Source organism: Microbacterium sp. 16-032 (genome assembly GCF_041079455.1).
Classification (GTDB): domain Bacteria; phylum Actinomycetota; class Actinomycetes; order Actinomycetales; family Microbacteriaceae; genus Microbacterium; species Microbacterium testaceum_A.
Window position 1 is genome coordinate 287,244 of the sequence record NZ_JBFYGQ010000004.1, and the last position, 17,358, is coordinate 304,601.

Annotated in this window: 18 protein-coding genes; 9 read left to right on the forward strand and 9 right to left on the reverse strand. The window is 69.4% G+C overall.

The annotated features are described in order from the left end of the window. Positions 1 to 3: 3 nt before the first annotated feature. Positions 4 to 1,851 (reverse strand): amylosucrase, encoded by a 1,848-nt coding sequence (locus AB6V31_RS10115; RefSeq protein ID WP_369365708.1) that lies wholly within the window; start codon positions 1,849 to 1,851, stop codon positions 4 to 6. Positions 1,852 to 2,028: 177 nt separating this feature from the next. Between AB6V31_RS10115 and AB6V31_RS10120 the strand changes: the two genes are divergently transcribed. Beyond that, complete coding sequence (locus AB6V31_RS10120; RefSeq protein WP_176786385.1) at positions 2,029 to 2,970, forward strand: DMT family transporter; 942 nt, start codon at positions 2,029 to 2,031, stop codon at positions 2,968 to 2,970. 60 nt (positions 2,971 to 3,030) lie between these two features. Here the strand turns inward: AB6V31_RS10120 and AB6V31_RS10125 are convergent, their stop codons facing one another. Together AB6V31_RS10125 and msrB are read right to left on the reverse strand one after the other, a co-directional pair. Further along, complete coding sequence (locus AB6V31_RS10125; protein ID WP_164481597.1) at positions 3,031 to 3,600, reverse strand: nitroreductase family protein; 570 nt, start codon at positions 3,598 to 3,600, stop codon at positions 3,031 to 3,033. After that, positions 3,597 to 4,016 carry a peptide-methionine (R)-S-oxide reductase MsrB gene (gene msrB / locus AB6V31_RS10130; RefSeq protein ID WP_056229208.1) on the reverse strand — a complete coding sequence of 140 codons (420 nt, stop codon included), beginning with the start codon at positions 4,014 to 4,016 and terminating at the stop codon, positions 3,597 to 3,599. The genes AB6V31_RS10125 and msrB overlap by 4 nt, the downstream gene beginning before the upstream one ends. Before the next feature lie 72 nt (positions 4,017 to 4,088). Here msrB and AB6V31_RS10135 point away from each other — a divergent pair, with 72 nt between their 5' ends. The 6 genes from AB6V31_RS10135 to AB6V31_RS10160 all read left to right on the forward strand — a co-directional run bounded on the left by AB6V31_RS10135 (position 4,089) and on the right by AB6V31_RS10160 (position 8,648). Next, positions 4,089 to 5,078, forward strand: coding sequence for a DUF2332 domain-containing protein (locus tag AB6V31_RS10135; protein ID WP_268104394.1), 990 nt, complete (start codon positions 4,089 to 4,091; stop codon positions 5,076 to 5,078). A gap of 9 nt (positions 5,079 to 5,087) precedes the next feature. Further along, on the forward strand, positions 5,088 to 5,342 hold the full coding sequence (locus tag AB6V31_RS10140; protein ID WP_056229201.1) for a DUF3263 domain-containing protein: 255 nt from the start codon (positions 5,088 to 5,090) through the stop codon (positions 5,340 to 5,342). Between the two features lie 35 nt (positions 5,343 to 5,377). After that, a complete protein-coding gene (locus tag AB6V31_RS10145; RefSeq protein WP_056229195.1) occupies positions 5,378 to 5,980 on the forward strand; it encodes a LytR C-terminal domain-containing protein in 603 nt (200 codons plus the stop codon). Between the two features lie 131 nt (positions 5,981 to 6,111). Continuing rightward, positions 6,112 to 6,312 carry a cold-shock protein gene (locus AB6V31_RS10150; RefSeq protein WP_056229192.1) on the forward strand — a complete coding sequence of 67 codons (201 nt, stop codon included), beginning with the start codon at positions 6,112 to 6,114 and terminating at the stop codon, positions 6,310 to 6,312. Between the two features lie 170 nt (positions 6,313 to 6,482). After that, a complete protein-coding gene (groL, locus tag AB6V31_RS10155) occupies positions 6,483 to 8,102 on the forward strand; it encodes a chaperonin GroEL (RefSeq protein ID WP_074696647.1) in 1,620 nt (539 codons plus the stop codon). Between the two features lie 237 nt (positions 8,103 to 8,339). Beyond that, positions 8,340 to 8,648: a hypothetical protein gene (locus AB6V31_RS10160; protein ID WP_369365434.1), complete on the forward strand. Its 309-nt coding sequence runs from the start codon at positions 8,340 to 8,342 to the stop codon at positions 8,646 to 8,648. A 147-nt stretch (positions 8,649 to 8,795) separates the two neighbouring features. Here AB6V31_RS10160 and AB6V31_RS10165 read toward each other — a convergent pair whose 3' ends face one another. The 5 genes from AB6V31_RS10165 to AB6V31_RS10185 all read right to left on the reverse strand — a co-directional run bounded on the left by AB6V31_RS10165 (position 8,796) and on the right by AB6V31_RS10185 (position 15,073). Next, positions 8,796 to 10,475 carry a sensor histidine kinase gene (locus AB6V31_RS10165; protein ID WP_369365435.1) on the reverse strand — a complete coding sequence of 560 codons (1,680 nt, stop codon included), beginning with the start codon at positions 10,473 to 10,475 and terminating at the stop codon, positions 8,796 to 8,798. A 134-nt stretch (positions 10,476 to 10,609) separates the two neighbouring features. Continuing rightward, complete coding sequence (locus AB6V31_RS10170) at positions 10,610 to 11,302, reverse strand: response regulator transcription factor (protein WP_013585852.1); 693 nt, start codon at positions 11,300 to 11,302, stop codon at positions 10,610 to 10,612. Positions 11,303 to 11,371: 69 nt separating this feature from the next. Continuing rightward, positions 11,372 to 13,021, reverse strand: coding sequence for a DNA repair helicase XPB (locus AB6V31_RS10175; RefSeq protein ID WP_144785669.1), 1,650 nt, complete (start codon positions 13,019 to 13,021; stop codon positions 11,372 to 11,374). 47 nt (positions 13,022 to 13,068) lie between these two features. Next, a complete protein-coding gene (locus AB6V31_RS10180; RefSeq protein WP_369365437.1) occupies positions 13,069 to 14,790 on the reverse strand; it encodes a helicase-associated domain-containing protein in 1,722 nt (573 codons plus the stop codon). A 4-nt stretch (positions 14,791 to 14,794) separates the two neighbouring features. Next, positions 14,795 to 15,073 (reverse strand): hypothetical protein, encoded by a 279-nt coding sequence (locus tag AB6V31_RS10185; RefSeq protein ID WP_056229175.1) that lies wholly within the window; start codon positions 15,071 to 15,073, stop codon positions 14,795 to 14,797. Positions 15,074 to 15,179: 106 nt separating this feature from the next. On the opposite strand from AB6V31_RS10185, the gene AB6V31_RS10190 reads away from it, so the two are divergent. Beyond that, entirely contained in the window at positions 15,180 to 15,563 is a 384-nt protein-coding gene (locus tag AB6V31_RS10190; RefSeq protein WP_056229171.1) for a cold-shock protein, read from the forward strand. Next, entirely contained in the window at positions 15,547 to 16,140 is a 594-nt protein-coding gene (locus AB6V31_RS10195; RefSeq protein ID WP_369365439.1) for a DUF3027 domain-containing protein, read from the forward strand. The genes AB6V31_RS10190 and AB6V31_RS10195 overlap by 17 nt, the downstream gene beginning before the upstream one ends. Positions 16,141 to 16,199: 59 nt before the next feature. On the opposite strand, the gene serC is transcribed toward AB6V31_RS10195, so the two are convergent. Continuing rightward, complete coding sequence (gene serC, locus AB6V31_RS10200) at positions 16,200 to 17,321, reverse strand: phosphoserine transaminase (RefSeq protein WP_369365441.1); 1,122 nt, start codon at positions 17,319 to 17,321, stop codon at positions 16,200 to 16,202. Positions 17,322 to 17,358: the final 37 nt, after the last annotated feature.

Sequence of the window (17,358 nt, forward strand, 5' to 3'; positions counted from 1 at the left end):
GACTCAGCGCATCCGCACGCGCAGCCACCGCACACCGTGAGGCGCGAGGGTGATTCCGGCACCCAGCCACACGGGCTGCGACGACACCAGGTCGAGCGCCTCCGGGACCAGTCCCGACAGGGTCAGGGCGTCGACCTCGACCGCCGAGTCGGCGACGTTCGCCAGCACCAGGACCGAGAATTCGCGACCCGGGCGGAGGAAGGAGACGACGGATGCCACGTTCGCACCGAACGAGATCAGTTCGTTGCCCGCGAATTCCGGCGTCGATTGGCGGACCTCGGTGAGGCGCGAGAGCCGAGAAAAGACGCGACCGGCCGGGGTGCCGGCATCCGTTCGATCCTCGTAGTTCCTCCCGGGGCGGAAGGGGCGGTTGACCCACCGGCTGTCGTCGGCCTCGTCCGCTCGTTCGGTGTAGGTGTAGTCGTTCAGCTGGGCGACCTCGTCACCGAGGTAGAGCAGGGGGATGCCCCCTGTCGAGAGCGCGAGGGCGTGGGCGAGCACGACCCGGTCTTCGCCCCCGGCGTCTCCCGCTTCGACCCCGGCCAGCGAGGCGGTGGTTCCCGTGACGCGAGCGTCTCCCGTGCGCGGGTTCTCTTGGAACGGCACGCCGCGCGCGAACGAACCCTCCGCCCGGCCGACGTAGAAGTCGTTGAGGAAGCGGCGGTGCGGGGACGCGTCGATGCCCAGCTCGGCGGCATCCTCGTCGGCGAAGGTCCACCCGATGTCGTCGTGGCTGCGCACGTAGTTGACCCACGCGGTGCCGGCGGGGAGGGCGTGGCGGCGCTCGAGCGCCTGCTGCAGCAGCCGGCCGTCGCGGGTGGCGAGAGCCTCCCAGGTGAGGGCCATCTGCAGAGGGTTGTACGAGATCTGACACTCGTCCGGCGAGATGTACGAGATCACCTCGTCGGGGTGCACGATGGCCTCCGACTTGAACAGCAGGCCCGGGGCCGCCATGCGCAGGACCGCGTTGAAAGCCTGCAGCAGCAGGTGCGCCTCGGGGAGGGACTCGCAGGTGGTGCCGAGCTGTTTCCAGATGAAGGCCACGGCATCCATGCGGAGGATCTCGACGCCCTGGTTGGCGAGGAAGAGCATTTCGCCCGCCATCGCCTCGAAGACAGCGGGGTTGGCGTAGTTGAGGTCCCACTGGAAGTGGTAGAACGTCGCCCAGATCCAGCGGCCGTCGTCGAGCTGGACGAAGGAACCCGGGTGATCGTCGGGGAAGATCTCGCGCGTGGTCCGCTCGTAGGCGTCGGGCATCTCGCGGTCGGGGAAGATCAGGTAGAAGTCCTCGTACCCCGCCTCGCCCGCGAGGGCCTTCTGCGCCCACTCGTGCTCGTTGCTCGTGTGGTTGAAGATGAAGTCGACCACGAGCGAGATCCCCGCCCGGCGCAGCTCGGTCGCGAGGGCGGCCAGCTCGTCCATCGTTCCCAGCGCGGGGTTCACCCGCCGATAGCTGGACACCGCGTAGCCCCCGTCGCTGTTGCCCTCGGGGCTTTCGAACAGCGGCATGAGGTGCAGGTAGGTGAGACCCAGTTCGCGGAAGTACGGGATCGATTCCCGGATGCCGTGGAGTCCGCCCGCGTACCGGTTGACGTAGCAGACGCCCCCGAGCATGCCCTCGCTCTCGAACCAGCCGGGTGCGCTCTCGCGTTCGCGGTCGAGGGCCTTCAGCGTTCGGGGACGCGCCAGCCACGACGTGCGTGCGAGATCGACGACGGATGCCAGACGCTCGAGGCCGTCGGGACGCTCGCCGTACAGCCGCGTGAACAGATCGTGCAGGCGCGGAAGGTGCTGCTCGGCATGTGCGAGGAACTCGCGGTCGGTGTCGACCGCGCGGAGGTCGTCGATCAGGCGCGAGACGTCGTCGGAGCCGGGGTGGAGCTGGGTCACGGATCACAGCCTGACGCATCCGGGGGTCAGCGGTCGACAGCGACGTGCCGCCGCCGGCCCGGAGGCGAGGGCAGGGTGGCCCGACCCCGCGTCGTACGATCGACGGTGGCTCCCGCGCGGGGGCGCGAGGGGAGAGCCGTGGCGGAGCGGGGAACGGTCGGCGTGGCCGTCGGGGGAGCGGTGCTCATCGGCGCCCTCACCGCGCTGCAGGCGCGTATCAACGGCACCCTCGGGGCGGAGATCGGCGACGGCTTCGTCGCGGCCGCGGTGTCGTTCAGCTCCGGACTCGTGATCCTCGTCGTACTGTCCGCCCTGATTCCCGGGGGCCGACGCGGGTTCGGTCGCCTGGTCGCCGGCATCCGGACCCGAACCATCCCGCCCTGGATGCTGCTCGGGGGTCTGGTCGGGGCGTTCACCGTCGCGAGCCAGGGGCTGACGGTCGCGACGATCGGCGTGGCACTCTTCACGGTCGGTTTCGTCGCGGGTCAGACCACCGGGGGAATGGTGCTCGACCGCATCGGCTACGGGCCCGCCGGGGTCGTGCCGGTGACGGTCCGTCGTCTGGTCGGCGCTCTGCTCGCCATCGCCGGAGTCGTCGTGTGCCTGTCGGGCGACGCGCTCGGCGGGGTTCCGCTATGGATGCTGGTCGTCCCCGCGATCGCGGGCGCGGGTGTGGCCTGGCAGCAGGGCACCAACGGGCGCCTGCGCGTGCGCGTCGAGAGCCCGCTCACCGCGACGCTGGTGAACTTCATCGGCGGGACGGTGGTCCTCGTGATCGCCGCGGGTGTGCACGTCGGCCTCGTGGGGGCTCCGCGCACCATCCCGACCGAGCCGTGGCTCTACCTCGGCGGGGCGGTGGGCGTGATCTACATCTTCTTGTCGTCCGTCGTCGTACGCCGGACGGGGGTGTTGCTCCTCGGCCTCGGGTCGGTGGTCGGTCTTCTCACGACCTCGGTGCTACTCGACGCGCTCTGGCCGGCCCCGGCCGCCCCCTCCACTCCGGTGGCCCTGCTCGCCGCAGCCGTGGCCATCGCCGGGGTGGCCGTCGCCGCCGTGCCGTGGAGGCGCCGCCGCCGCTGACCGCGAAACGACGACGCCGCCGGGGACGGCTGTCCCACGGCGGCGTCGATCGGAGGAAGGTCAGAGACGCGTCTCGTCGACCGTGCGCTTCTTCGAGCCTCCGGGCATGCGCGACAGGTGCTTCGCGGCATCCACGGTCTTTCGTCGAGTGGCGCGGGTCCGCGGGGGCTTCCCGCCGACGTACAGCCAGCCGAGCAGGACCTCGCCTTTAGCGAGCCCGTGGGCCTTCGCGAGCACCTTGCTGCGGGTGTTGTCGTCGGTGCGCCAGAACACGCCGAAGCCCGCCTCGTCGAGCACGAGGCTGAGCATGTGGGCGACCCCGGATGCCACGGCCTCCTGCTCCCACGCGGGGATCTTCTTCGAGCTGAGGTCGGCGACGACCGCGATGATCAGCGGAGCGCGGCGGGGCTTCGACGAGTGCCCCTTCTTGCCGTCGGCCTTGTTCAGAGCCCGCGCGAGCACGTCGCGATCGGCGCCGCGGATCTCGATGAGCCGCCACGGACGCAGGCTCTTGTGATCGGCGACGCGACCGGCCGCGGCGACGAACGTCTCGAGCTCGGGGCCGGTGGGGGCGAGGTCGGTGACCTTCGACCACGACCGGCGGTCGCGCATCGCCTCGAGCGCGCTCATGCCTCGTCGACGGGGGAGTCGGCGGGGGTGAAGTTCAGCGACAGCGAGTTCATGCAGTAGCGGTCGCCGGTGGGCGTGCCGAATCCGTCGGGGAAGACGTGACCCAGGTGCGACCCGCAGTTCGCGCAGCGGACCTCGGTGCGCTGCATACCGTGGCTGTTGTCCTCGAGCAGCTCGACGGCCTCGGGACGGACCGACTCGTAGAAGCTCGGCCACCCGCAGTGCGAGTCGAACTTGGTGCCGCTCTGGAACAGCTCGTTCCCGCAGGCGGCGCAGGTGTAGAAGCCGGCACGGCTCTCATCGAGCAGCTCACCGGTCCAGGCGCGCTCGGTTCCCGCCTGGCGGAGCACCGCGTACTGCTCGGGGCTGAGCTCGGCGCGCCACTGGTCGTCGGACTTGTCGACGGCGTAGGTCATGTTCACTCTCCTTCTTCGCTTCCATTCTCTCGTGCCCGAAGACGGTCAGGTCGTGACGGCATAATCTCCCGGGTGACTCAGGATGCCGTGACCGCCGTCGTCGACCGCTACCGGCGGTTCGCGCGAGACGAAGCCCCCGGCCGTTCGGCGGTGTACGAGGCGTGGGCCCGCCGCGTCACGGACGACGCCGCGGTGGCCGCGGCGCTCGCGCGCATCCCCGAGACACGGCGGCAGCCTCCCCTCGTGTTCGCGGTCATGCGCTTGCTCGGAGCGCCGCTCGACGACGTCGACGCGTGGAGCTCGTGGGTCCTCGACCACGCCGACGCGATCGTCGCCGAGTGCGGGCGCCGGAGCGTTCAGACCAACGAGCCTCTGCGCTGCGCCGCCCTGCTGCCGGCGCTTTCGCTGATCGAGGGGCCGATCGCCCTGCTCGAGGTGGGAGCGAGCGCGGGGCTGTGCCTCTTTCCGGACCGGTACTCGTACCGGTATCGCCGCGGCGGCGAGCTCGTCACGCTCGATCCCGCCGACGGGCCGAGCTCCGTCGTGCTCGATAGCGACCTCGAGGGACACCCCGACCTGCGCATGCCCGAGATCGTCTGGCGGGCCGGGATCGACCTGAGCCCCCTCGACGCTCGAAGCGAGCAGGACCGCTCGTGGCTCACGGGTCTCGTGTGGCCGGGCGAACAGGGGCGCCTCGAGCGCATCGAGCGAGCCCTCGACATCGCCGCGGCCGCTCCGCCCGTCCTCGTCGCCGGTGATGGGGCCGGGGCGCTTCCCGCGCTCGCCGCGACCGCTCCGGCCGGGGCGACGCTCGTCGTGACGACCCCCGGAGTGCTCGCGCACGTCCCCCGCGTCCATCGCGCCGCGGTGATCGACGCCGCGCGGACGGCGGGCAGGTGGATCACCCTCGACGCGCCCGGGCTGCACGACGGGTGGACGAGACGTCCGGAGCCCGCGCGCGGCGGGTTCGCCCTCGCCCTCGACGGCGAGGTGCTCGCGGAGGTCGATCCGCTCGGGGCGTGGGTGGCGTGGCATCCGGAATCGCGGGCGGCGGCGCAGTAGCGTGACGGCGTGACCCTGTCGGACCGTGACCTCGCCTTCCTCGCTTTCGAGGGGGAGTGGCGCCGCCACGCGGGTGCCAAAGAAGAAGCCATCCGCGCGGAGTTCGCACTGACGCCCGCCCGGTACTACCAGCTGCTCGGTCGGCTGATCGACACCCCCGAGGCCCTCGCGCACGACCCCATGCTCGTGCGTCGACTGCGCCGTCGGCGCGACGACGCGGCTGCCCAGCACCGGGCGCGCCTGGGGCGGACGGCGGAACGCTGACGAGTTCGCTCGGACGCGACCGATAGCATCGTCCAATGGCCAGATCGACCTTCCCTCGGGATCGCTTCGACGACCTCCCGGCCGACTCCGGTCGCGTCGGCGCTCACCGGGCCGAGAACCCGCGTCTGCGCGGGTGGATCGTCTTCCTGTGGGCGGCCATCGCCACCCTGGTGCTGATCATCGCCGGCATCTTCGCGACGCTCGTGGTCTCGGGCCGTATCTCGCTGGGCCCCGCCGACGCTCCCACCCCGATCGCCTCGGCGGAGCCGACGACCCCGGCCGTGGTCGACACGTCGTACTCGGTGGTGGTGCTCAACGGCACGCCCGACAGCGGTCTCGCCGCCTCCGTCCGCGACCAGATCGTGGCGGCGGGGTGGAGCGGCGACACCGTCGAGACCGGCAACTCCGACAGCACCGACTTCGCCGACACGACCATCTACTACCGTCTCGACAGCGATGAGGCGGCGGCCGAGGGGCTGGCGCAGACGATCGGTGGCGCGCAGGTCGCGCAGAGCGACTTCCTGCAGCCCACCGATGACCCGAACACCCCCGACGACGAGAGCAACGTCAAGCGTCTGATCGTCGTGATCGGCCTCGACCGGGCATCCGGTCAGCCGTCCGCCTCGCCCTCATCCTGACAGCTCGCGGGCCGCGTGTTTCCGCGGAGTAACAACTTGGATGCACGCGCGTCAACAATGCTCCCGAACCCCGATTCGGTGGCACCCCCCGTGCTTACGATGACCTCGTCGTTCAGCAACAGGAGATTCGCATGACGCAGGGCACTGTCAAATGGTTCAACGCCGAGAAGGGCTTCGGCTTCATCACGGTCGATGACGGGCAGGACGTTTTCGTCCACTACTCGAGCATCGAGATGTCGGGCTTCCGCGTCCTCGAGGAGGGGCAGGCCGTCGAATTCACCGTCGGCACCGGTCAGAAGGGCCCCCAGGCGGAGTCCGTGCGACTGGCCTGAGCGCTGATCAGAACGCCGCGGCATCCGAGTTCCGGATGCCGCGGCGTTCGGTGTTTCCGGGACGGTGCGCGGCTTGCACTCCCCAGGGGCGAGTGCCAGAATGAGTTAGCACTCGCTTTCGTCGAGTGCCAAAATCTGCAAGTCACCCGTCCGGGAGGGACGACACACTTATGGCAAAGATCATCGCTTTCGACGAAGAGGCCCGGCGCGGTCTCGAGCGCGGCCTCAACACTCTCGCCGACGCCGTCAAGGTGACCCTGGGCCCCCGCGGTCGCAACGTCGTGCTCGAGAAGAAGTGGGGCGCCCCCACGATCACGAACGACGGTGTCTCGATCGCCAAGGAGATCGAGCTCGACGACCCCTACGAGAAGATCGGCGCAGAGCTGGTCAAGGAGGTCGCCAAGAAGACCGACGATGTCGCGGGTGACGGCACCACCACCGCCACCGTTCTCGCCCAGGCGCTCGTGCGCGAGGGCCTGCGCAACGTCGCCGCCGGCGCCGACCCCATCTCGCTCAAGAAGGGCATCGAGAAGGCCGTCAAGGCCGTCACCGACGAGCTGCTCGCCTCCGCCAAGGAGGTCGAGTCCAAGGAGCAGATCGCCGCCACCGCGTCGATCTCCGCCGCAGACCCCGCGATCGGCGAGCTCATCGCCGAGGCCATCGACAAGGTGGGCAAGGAAGGCGTCGTCACCGTCGAAGAGAGCAACACCTTCGGCACCGAGCTCGAGCTCACCGAGGGCATGCGCTTCGACAAGGGGTACATCAACCCCTACTTCGTCACCGACCCCGAGCGTCAGGAAGCGGTCTTCGAAGACCCGTACATCCTGATCGCCAACCAGAAGATCTCCAACATCAAGGACCTTCTGCCGATCGTCGACAAGGTGATCCAGGAGGGCAAGGAGCTCCTCATCATCGCCGAGGACGTCGAGGGCGAAGCCCTCGCGACGCTCGTGCTCAACAAGATCCGCGGCATCTTCAAGTCGGTCGCCGTCAAGGCTCCCGGCTTCGGCGACCGCCGCAAGGCTCAGCTGCAGGACATCGCGATCCTCACCGGTGGCCAGGTCATCACCGAAGAGGTGGGCCTCAAGCTCGAGAACGCGACCGTCGACCTGCTCGGCCGTGCCCGCAAGGTCATCATCACCAAGGACGAGACCACGATCGTCGAGGGTGCCGGTGAGTCGGAGCTGATCGAGGGTCGCGTGACCCAGATCCGCCGCGAGATCGAGAACACCGACAGCGACTACGACCGCGAGAAGCTCCAGGAGCGCCTCGCGAAGCTCGCCGGTGGCGTCGCCGTCATCAAGGCCGGAGCCGCGACCGAGGTCGAGCTCAAGGAGCGCAAGCACCGCATCGAAGACGCCGTGCGCAACGCCAAGGCCGCTGTGGAAGAGGGTGTCGTCGCCGGTGGTGGCGTCGCGCTCATCCAGGCCGGCAAGAACGCTCTCGCCAACCTCGAGCTCACGGGTGACGAGGCCACGGGCGCGAACATCGTGCGCGTCGCCATCGAGGCCCCGCTCAAGCAGATCGCGCTCAACGCCGGTCTCGAGCCCGGTGTTGTTGCGAACAAGGTCGCCGAGCTCCCCGTGGGCCACGGCCTCAACGCCGCGACCGGCGAGTACGGCGACCTGTTCGCACAGGGCATCATCGACCCGGCCAAGGTCACCCGCTCCGCGCTGCAGAACGCCGCGTCGATCGCCGGCCTCTTCCTCACCACCGAGGTCGTCGTCGCCGACAAGCCCGAGAAGGCCGCCGCTCCCGCGGGCGACCCGACGGGTGGCATGGACTTCTGATCCACGCTGACGCCTGAGAACGCCCCCTTCCTCCGGGAGGGGGCGTTCTTCGTTTCGGGGCAGGGGCGGGGTGACACCGGAGGGAGGGTGTAATTTCTCACATCTTTGACGCGGGCCATGGACTCGGGGACTACCATCACCCGAGTGACAGACCTCTTCTCCTCTCGTGAAGCCGAGGCGGCCATCGCTCGGATCGAGCCATCGCGGGTCACGGCGCCGTGACGCAGGAGGTTGGTCATGTCTTCCCTCGATGACTCCCTCGTCAGCGACGCGATCGTGCGCTACATCGGCGAAGACCGCTCACCCTTCCCTCTCGATGAGATATCCGCGGTCAGGAAAGCGCATGCGAACGAGGGGCTCGAACTCACCTCGATGATCGTTCAGACCCTCGTACGATCGGAGGCGATCACACCGGAAGAGGTGGCGCCTTCCGATGACGGGTTGAGGGAACGGCTTTATGAAAAGCTCAGGGCGCTATTCCCGGGCCTGTCCGAGCAGGCAGTGCGCGCCATCGCGTGGGGGTGGGGGTTCCTCAACCTCAGGTGAGGGTGGAAACACCACCCGCTGACGCGCAAAAGACCGCTCAAGCCGTCATCGACGGCCCGGGATGGAGCGCCGGTTCCGGGAGTTCGAGGAAGCGGAAGGGCGCGAGCAACCGTGATCGCGATCCGGCCTCCGGGGCGACCCCCTTGATCAGGCGTCGTTCTCGGGCCGGTAGTTCTCGGGGAGGCGTTCGAGGGGCTGCGTCTCGATGAGTGCGTGCTCCTGGGCGTCGCGACGGTCAGCGAGGGGAAGGGAGACACGGAAGGTCGCTCCGCCCCCGGGGGTGTCGCGCACATCGACCGTGCCGTGCAGGAGGTCGACGATGGATGCCACGATCGACAGGCCCAGACCCGAGCCGCCGGTCTCTCGGGTGCGCGAGGTGTCGGCGCGCCAGAAGCGCTGGAAGATCTGCTCGCGGATCTGCTCGGGCACTCCCTCGCCGTGGTCGATGATCTCGATCCAGCCCATGTCGCTCTCGGCGTCGACGCCGACGCGCAGACCGATGGGGGAGTCCTCGGCCGTGAAGCGGCGGGCATTGCCGAGCAGGTTCGCGACGACCTGACGCACCTTGTTCTCGTCGCCCATGACGATGGGGGCGAGACGTGGTACGGGCCGGACCACACCGAGGGGGGCCGTGCCCTGCGCGGGCTCGCCTTCGGACGAGGGGGATGCCGTGGGCTCTGCGCCGTCCTTCGGCCGACGCCGCAACCGGGACAGGGTCGCGCCCGCGATCGCCATCGCCGACGTGGTGGGGGCGGTGCGGCGTCGACCGTTGCCGCTCGCAGGCCGTCCGCCGGAGTCCAGCAGCGGGTCGAGGGTGATCGTGGGAAGCACCAACTCGTCGCGCGAGGTGGTGTCGTCGACGGTCACCTCGCGTTGCGGAGAGGTCACCCGCAGGTCGAGGGCGGCATCGCGGGCGATCGGGCGCAGATCGAGGGCGATGATCGTGACGTCACGACGCTCGTCGAGGCGGGCGAGGGCCAGAAGATCCTCGACCAGGGCGCCCATCCGGATCGCCTCCTTCTCGATGCGCTCCATCGACTGCGCGACGTCCTCGTCGGAACGGATCGCACCCATGCGGTACAGCTCCGCGTAGCCGCGCATGGTCACGAGGGGAGTGCGGAGTTCGTGGCTGGCGTCGCCGATGAATCGACGCATCTGCCGCACGGTGGCATCCCGTTGCCCGAGGGCTCCATCGATCCGAGCGAGCATCGCGTTGATGGCCGTCTTGAGCCGACCCACCTCGGTGTCGGGGACGATGTCGGTCAAGCGCTGGCTGAAGTCTCCCGCCGCGATGTCCATGGCCGTCGTCTCGACCTGCCGCAGGTTGCGGAAGGCGAGGGTGACGAGCCAGCGCGTGAGCAGAGCCGTCGCGATGAGGATGAGCAAGGCCACGAAGGCGTAGATGCCGATGTAGGCCGCGACGATCCGATCCGTCGGGGCCAGCGGCTGGATCACCATCTGGGTGTAGACGCCGGGATTTCCCGGCACCTGCAGCACCCCGACACGGGCGAGGAAGTGCTGCCCCGACTCGGGCGACTCGAGGTCGATGCGTCGATCGATCTGGCTGTAGGTCTGCTCGACCGTGAAGGTCGACGGGATGTCGGGGAGGGCGGTCGTCGACGTGCCGTTGTAGAACGCCTCGCGCTGACCGTCGGGACCGTAGACGACCACCATCGACCCGATCTGCGGTGCGTTGTCGACCTGCGAGAAGACGACGCGGCCGTCGACGGGCGCGGTGGTGAAGATGCTGTTCGCGATGCTTCCGGCGGCCTGCTGAGCGAGCTGCTCGTCGAGGTTGTTCACCAGGGTGGTGCGTAGGAACACCATGGTTCCGATGCCCGCGGTGAACAACCCGATGGCGAGGAGCGCGACGGTGACGCCGGTGACCTTGGTACGCAGGCTCAGCCCGCGCCACCAGCGCGTGAGCGAATCGTCGGAATGCGACAGGAGGACGCCTTCTCTCAGACGGTCTTGCCCGACTTCAGCATGTAGCCGAAGCCGCGCTTGGTCTGGATGAGCGGCTCGGAGGAGTGCGGGTCGATCTTGCGCCGCAGGTACGAGATGTAGCTCTCGACGATGCCCGCGTCGCCGTTGAAGTCGTACTCCCAGACGTGGTCGAGGATCTGCGCCTTCGACAGCACGCGGTTCGGGTTGAGCATGAGGTAGCGCAGGAGCTTGAATTCGGTGGGGCTGAGGTCGATCGAGACGTCGCCGACACTGACGTCGTGCGTGTCCTGATCCATCGTCAGCTCGCCCGTGCGGATGATCGACTCCTCGTCGGCCTGCATGGTGCGACGCAGGATCGCCTGGATGCGGGCGACGATCTCATCGAGGCTGAACGGCTTGGTGACGTAGTCGTCGCCTCCCGCGTTCAGGCCCATGATCTTGTCCTCGGTCTCGTCCTTGGCGGTGAGGAACAGGATCGGAGCGGTGTAGCCGGCGCCGCGCAGACGCTTGGTGACGCTGAAGCCGTTCATGTCGGGGAGCATCACGTCGAGCACGATGAGGTCGGGTTCCTCCTCGAGCACGGCCGAGATCGTCTGCGCGCCGTTCGCCACGGCCCGCACCTGGAACCCGGCGAAACGCAGGCTCGTGATGAGCAGGTCGCGGATGTTCGGTTCGTCGTCCACGACGAGGATGCGAGGAGCTGTCATGCCCTCATTATCGTGATCTGACCCAGCAATGTGCTGGATATGGAACGGAAAGCCGCGTGCTGGTATGCGTCAGGCCGCTTCTGCGTCGATTCCATCGGCATCCAGAATCGTGTAGGCGTACCCCTGCTCGGCCAGGAATCGCTGGCGATTCTGGGCGAAATCCTGGTCCACGGTGTCGCGGGCGATGAGGGTGTAGAAGCTCGCGGTGTGGTTCGACTGCTTCGGACGGAGCAGGCGACCGAGCCGCTGGGCCTCTTCTTGGCGCGAGCCGAATGACCCCGACACCTGGATGGCGACCGACGCCTCGGGAAGGTCGACCGAGAAGTTGGCGACCTTGGACACCACGAGTAGCGGGATCGATCCGTCGCGGAAGCCCTGGAAGAGCTCTTCGCGCTCGGGGATCGGCGTGGCGCCGGTGATCTGCGGGGCGTTCAACGCTTCCGCCAACTCGTCGATCTGATCGAGGTACTGTCCGATCACGAGAACCCTCTCGCCCGGATGCCGTTCGACGAGCCGGCGCGCGACCTCGATCTTGGCGGGGGCGGTGGCGGCGAGACGGTACCGGTCCTCGTCGGCGGCGGCGGCGTATTCGAGCCGCTCGTCGGCGGGGAGGTCGATACGCACCTCGTAGCAGGCCGCGGGAGAGATGAAGCCCTGAGCCTCGATCTCCTTCCACGGGGCGTCGAAGCGCTTCGGACCGATGAGGCTGAAGACATCGCCCTCGCGACCGTCCTCGCGCACGAGTGTCGCCGTGAGGCCGAGGCGGCGGCGGGCCTGCAGGTCGGCCGTGAGCTTGAACACGGGAGCCGGGAGCAGGTGCACCTCGTCGTACAGCACCAGGCCCCAGTCGAGGGCATCGAGGAGGGCGAGGTGGGCGTACTGGCCTTTCCGCTTGGCGGTGAGGATCTGGTACGTCGCGATGGTGACCGGCTTGATCTCCTTGACCTGGCCGGAGTACTCGCCGATCTCGTCGGGGGTCAGACTCGTGCGGCGCAGCAGCTCGTCGCGCCACTGACGGGCGCTGACGGTGTTGGTGACGAGGATCAGGGTGGTGGTCCGGGTGTCCGCCATGGCTCCCGCACCCACCAGCGTCTTGCCCGCCCCGCAGGGGAGCACCACGACACCGGAGCCGCCCTCCGAGAAGGATTCGACCGCCTGACGCTGGTAGGGGCGCAGGCTCCACCCGTCTTCGGCCAGATCGATCGGGTGCGGGGTGCCGGGGGTGTACCCGGCGAGGTCTTCGGCGGGCCAGCCGATCTTCAGCAGCTCCTGCTTGATGTGGCCGCGTGCCCACGCGTCGACCAGGAAGCTGTCGTCGCTCGGACGACCGATCAGCAGCGGGGCGATGCGCTTGTTGCGCGAGACCTCGCTGAGGACGGCGGCATCGGAGGAGCGCAGGACGAGCTCCCCGTCGTCGTTGCGCTCGATGACGAGACGCCCGTAACGGTTGACGGATTCGCGGATGTCGGTGCTGACCGAGGCGGGCACGGGGAAGCGCGACCACCGGTCGAGGGTGTCGAGCATGGACTCGGCGTCGTGACCGGCCGCTCGAGCGTTCCAGAGGCCCAGGCGGGTGATGCGGTACGTGTGGATGTGCTCGGGTGCGCGCTCGAGCTCGGCGAAGACCGCGAGCTCATGCCGCGCCGTCTCTGCCTGGGGGTGCGCGACCTCGAGGAGTACGGTGCGGTCGCTCTGCACGATGAGGGGGCCGTCAGCCATAGCGTTCGAGTCTACCGGGGTCGGGGAGGGCGGGGCGTGCGCGGCCGTCACTCGACGGGTGCGACCCCGTCGATGTGCGACAGGGGCAGGGTGCGTTCGACGTCGGCGCCGCGATCGCGACCGCGCAGTCGACCTCCGCCGAGACCCGTCGCTTCGAGCCGGAAGACGCGCGCCGAACCGTCGGGCAGGCGCACCGTGACGTCGATGACCGAGCGAGCGCGCACCGCCTGGTCGAGCTCGCGCTCGAGCCACGCGGCATCCGAGTCCTCCGCTCCCGTCCGCAGGCGCTCGATGAGGTCGGCGTAGGTGTCGGCGGGGGCGGTTTCGGGTGAGGCGGGGGCCGCTAGCTTCGCACGTTCGAGTGCGCGGGGACGTCCGTCGGCGTCGACGGCGACCGCCGGGTAGTGCGCGTCGGTCAGCGCCCAGAACACGACGTCGGCCGAGACATGGGAGACCAGCTCGTCGTCCGTGCGCGTGAGGGCGATCGAGCGGAGCGACTGATCGACCTCCATCGACCGCAGGAGCGTCTCGTCCTCGGTCATGACACGGGTGAGATGCGAGGCGGCATCAGCGGTCACCCGCACGCGTCCGTGTTCGGCGGCGGTGCGCTCGATGACGTACGCCAGAGGCTGGGGGAGACCGGTGAGCGAGATCCCGGTGAGGAACTCGCGCAGTGAGTCGGCGGTCTCTCCCGCCGTGATCGCCGCGCCGATGGTGGCGGCGCTGAAGCGATAGCTCGAGGCCTGGGCGCGCGATTCGCGGGCGGCCATCGACCGCAGCCGCACGTCCAGGTGAGGGGCCAGCGGCCCGGGCGCGATCGCCGTGAGGTCGTTCTGCAGGTACACGCGATCGACCTCGGGAGGCAGGAGCTCGCGCAGCGCCGAGGTGTCGACGTCACCGCCCTCCGCCAGGGGGCGTGCCCACGGCGTCGCGTGACCGGCGGCGTCGAGAAGACCCCACCGCACGAGACGTTTGATCCAGAGGGCCGCACGGTCGGGTCCCTCGAGGTCGAAGGGCGTCGCCTGGGCCCACTGCTCGGTGGGGATCCAGCCGCCGTCGGACGAGCGGTAGGCCCGCGGAAGGGCGTCGCGCAAAGCCTCGGCGGTGCGCTGCCAGCGCTCGAGGGTCGGCAGTCGCAGCCATTCGCGCCCGGCCGGAGACACGAGCCACGCGCGGTCGTTCGTGCCGAGCAGGCCCACGTCGGCGGCGAGCCCCACGAGGAGGTCCGCCTCGGCCGCGGTCGTGACGGCACCGGCATCGACGAGGCGACGTCTCTCGGTGGCTCCGAGCGATCCGGAGCCGATGCGCCCGAGCGGGGCATCGAGGGTCTGCATGAGGATGTCGGCGACGGATGCCGCGTTGGTGAACACCGCCTCGGAGGCGGCCCCCGTGCTCTCGGGCGTCGACGTCGCGCGGCGCGGGGCAACGGCATCCGGGATCCCCGAGGGCAGGATCTCGCGCGCCGTCTCGAACACGGACGGGAAGGGGAGTCCGTCCTCTCCGACGAGGGCATGGGATGCCAACTGCTCGCGGACTCCGGCGGGTGCGGGGTGCTCCGCATCGAGCAGAGCCGCGGCTTCGTCGCGGTTGAGAGCGGGCAGGCCGCGGGCGATCGAGGCCGGGTCGAGGAGCGCCTCGGCGGCGTCGAACATGTCGCGCCAGGTGCTCGAGGGGGAGATGCTGCGTTCGGCGAAGAGGCGGGCGAGGTCGGCGTCGCTGCGCGCGCTCAACGAGACCGCCAGTGCGCGTTGTGCGGAGGTCTCGGGCACGTCGTCAGGCCTTGTTGGCCCGGGCCCTTCGGACGAAGCTCATGATCAGCACGGCCAGCAGGCACGCGAAGGCCACCGGCGGGGCGATGTAGACGAGCAGGCCGATGACGGGCCACACCCCCGAACCCATGTCGGCTCCGGAACTCGAGCCGATGATGATGGCGAAGAAGCACACGATCGACAGCGCGAGCAGGCCCAGCGACATGAACGCGAGAATGCGGTCGATGCGGCGGACGGGGACGTCGTCGCCCGGTGTGCTGCCACCGGAGGTGCGGGTGCTCATCGGGCTCAGCCTACTGCCTGGCGGAGGTGCCGTAGGCTGGAAGACCGGGATCCGATCGGCTCCCGCGTTCCGCCGCGCTTGCGCGCACTCATCCAGCGAGGTGTCCATGCCCACCGGCAAGGTCAGGTTCTACGACGACGAGAAGGGCTTCGGCTTCATCGTCACCGATGACGGCCAGGACGTGTTCCTGCACGCCACCGCCCTGCCCGCCGGAGCCCCCGGACCCAAGGCCGGGACGCGCCTCGAGTTCGGCGTGGCCGACGGCAAGCGGGGCCTCCAGGCCCTCTCGGTGCGCGTTCTCGACGCCCCCGTGAGCCTGTCGAAGCGATCGCGCAAGCCCGCGGACGACATGGCGATCATCGTCGAGGACCTCGTCAAGCTGCTCGACGGCATCGGCGGCGACCTGCGACGCGGTCGCTACCCCAACGGCCCGCACGCCCAGAAGATCGCCGCGGTCCTGCGCAAGGTCGCCGATGACTTCGAAGCCTGAGCAGCCCGTCGATGAGCGTCTGATCGGCGCCCACGACCTGGCTCTCGCCGCCCTTCACGAGATCACCCCCGCCAGCACCGTCGGACCCGCGGCCGGGTACACCGCCGAGGACGACGGGGCGGTTTCGCTTCGGTTCCACACGCGCCTCGCCGGGTACCCGGGATGGTTCTGGACAGTCAGCGTCGCCGTCGTCGACGACTCCGAACCGACCGTGCTCGAGGTCGAACTGCTGCCCGGTGACGGCGCGCTGCTCGCTCCCGACTGGGTGCCGTGGGCGACGCGACTCGCGGAGTACCAGGCGGCACAGGCGGCGGCCGCCGTCGACGATGATTCCGACGACGACGACGACGAGGATGCGGACGACGACGACTCGGACGACGAGGACTCGGATGACGAGGACGACTCCGACGACGAGGAGCCGAAGGCGCGCTTCCACGCGGGAGACCTCGACGGCGTCGACATCGACGAGCTGGACGCGACGCACACGGACGATCCGGCCGACGACGACGAGGCGGAGGACGACGAATCCGACGACGACGAGTCCGACGACGACGACGAGCGCGAACGCAGTTACTGAACGTCTTTCACGACGAAGGCCGCCCCGCTGATGCGGGGCGGCCTTCGTCGTTCCGGGGCTCAGGCCCGCGGCAGGTGCTCGATCGTGTAGTCGATCGCACCGATGAGGCGACGCACGTCGCCGGGCTCGATCGACACGAAGGTCGCCACGCGCAGCTGGTTGCGTCCGAGCTTGCGATACGGCTCGGTGTCGACGATCCCGTTCGCGCGGAGGCTCTTCGCGATCGCCGCCGCGTCGATGCTGTCGTCGAAGTCGACGGTGACGACCACGGGGGAGCGGTCGGCGGGGTCGCTCACGAAGGGGGTGGCCACCTCGCTCGCGTCGGCCCACTCGTACAGGGCCGTCGACGACTCCGCGGTCCGGGCGCCCGCCCACGACAGGCCGCCGTTGTCGAGGATCCACCCGAGCTGCTCGTCGAGCAGGAGGAGCGTCGCGAGGGCCGGGGTGTTGAGCGTCTGCTGCAGGCGCGAGTTGTCGAGCGCGTTCTTCAGGCTGAGGAACTCGGGGATGTAGCGGTCGGATGCCGCGATCCGCTCGATTCGCTCGATCGCGGCGGGCGACACGGCCGCGTACCAGAGGCCGCCGTCGGAACCGAGGTTCTTCTGGGGCGCGAAGTAGTAGACGTCAGCCTGCGTGACGTCGAAGTCGATGCCGCCGGCGGCGCTGGTGGCATCGATGACGGTGAGTGCGCCGGCGTCGGCGTTCACGCGCTGGACGGGAGCGGACACCCCCGTCGAGGTCTCGTTGTGCGGCCAGGCGTAGACGTCGACGCCGTCGACGGCCTCGGCGATCGATCGTGTGCCGGGTGCGGCCTTGCGCACGTCGGGTGCCTGCAACCAGGGAGCCGCGGCGGCCGACGCGAACTTGCCGCCGAACTCGCCGAAGACGAGGTTCTGGCTGCGCTTCTCGATCAGGCCGAAGGCGGCGGCATCCCAGAAGGCGGTCGACCCGCCGTTGCCGAGGATGATCTCGTAGCCCTCGGGCAGACGGAACAGCTGCGACAGACGCTCGCGCGTGCTGGCGACGAGGTTCTTCACGGGCGCCTGACGGTGCGAGGTTCCGAGGATCGAGGCTCCGCGGGTGACGAGGGCCTCGAGCTGCGCGCCGCGCACCTTCGAAGGGCCGCACCCGAAGCGACCGTCGGCGGGCAGGAGATCGGTGGGCAGTTCCACGTGCGACATGGGACCGATTCTAGGGTCACCCTCGGATGGGCCCCGC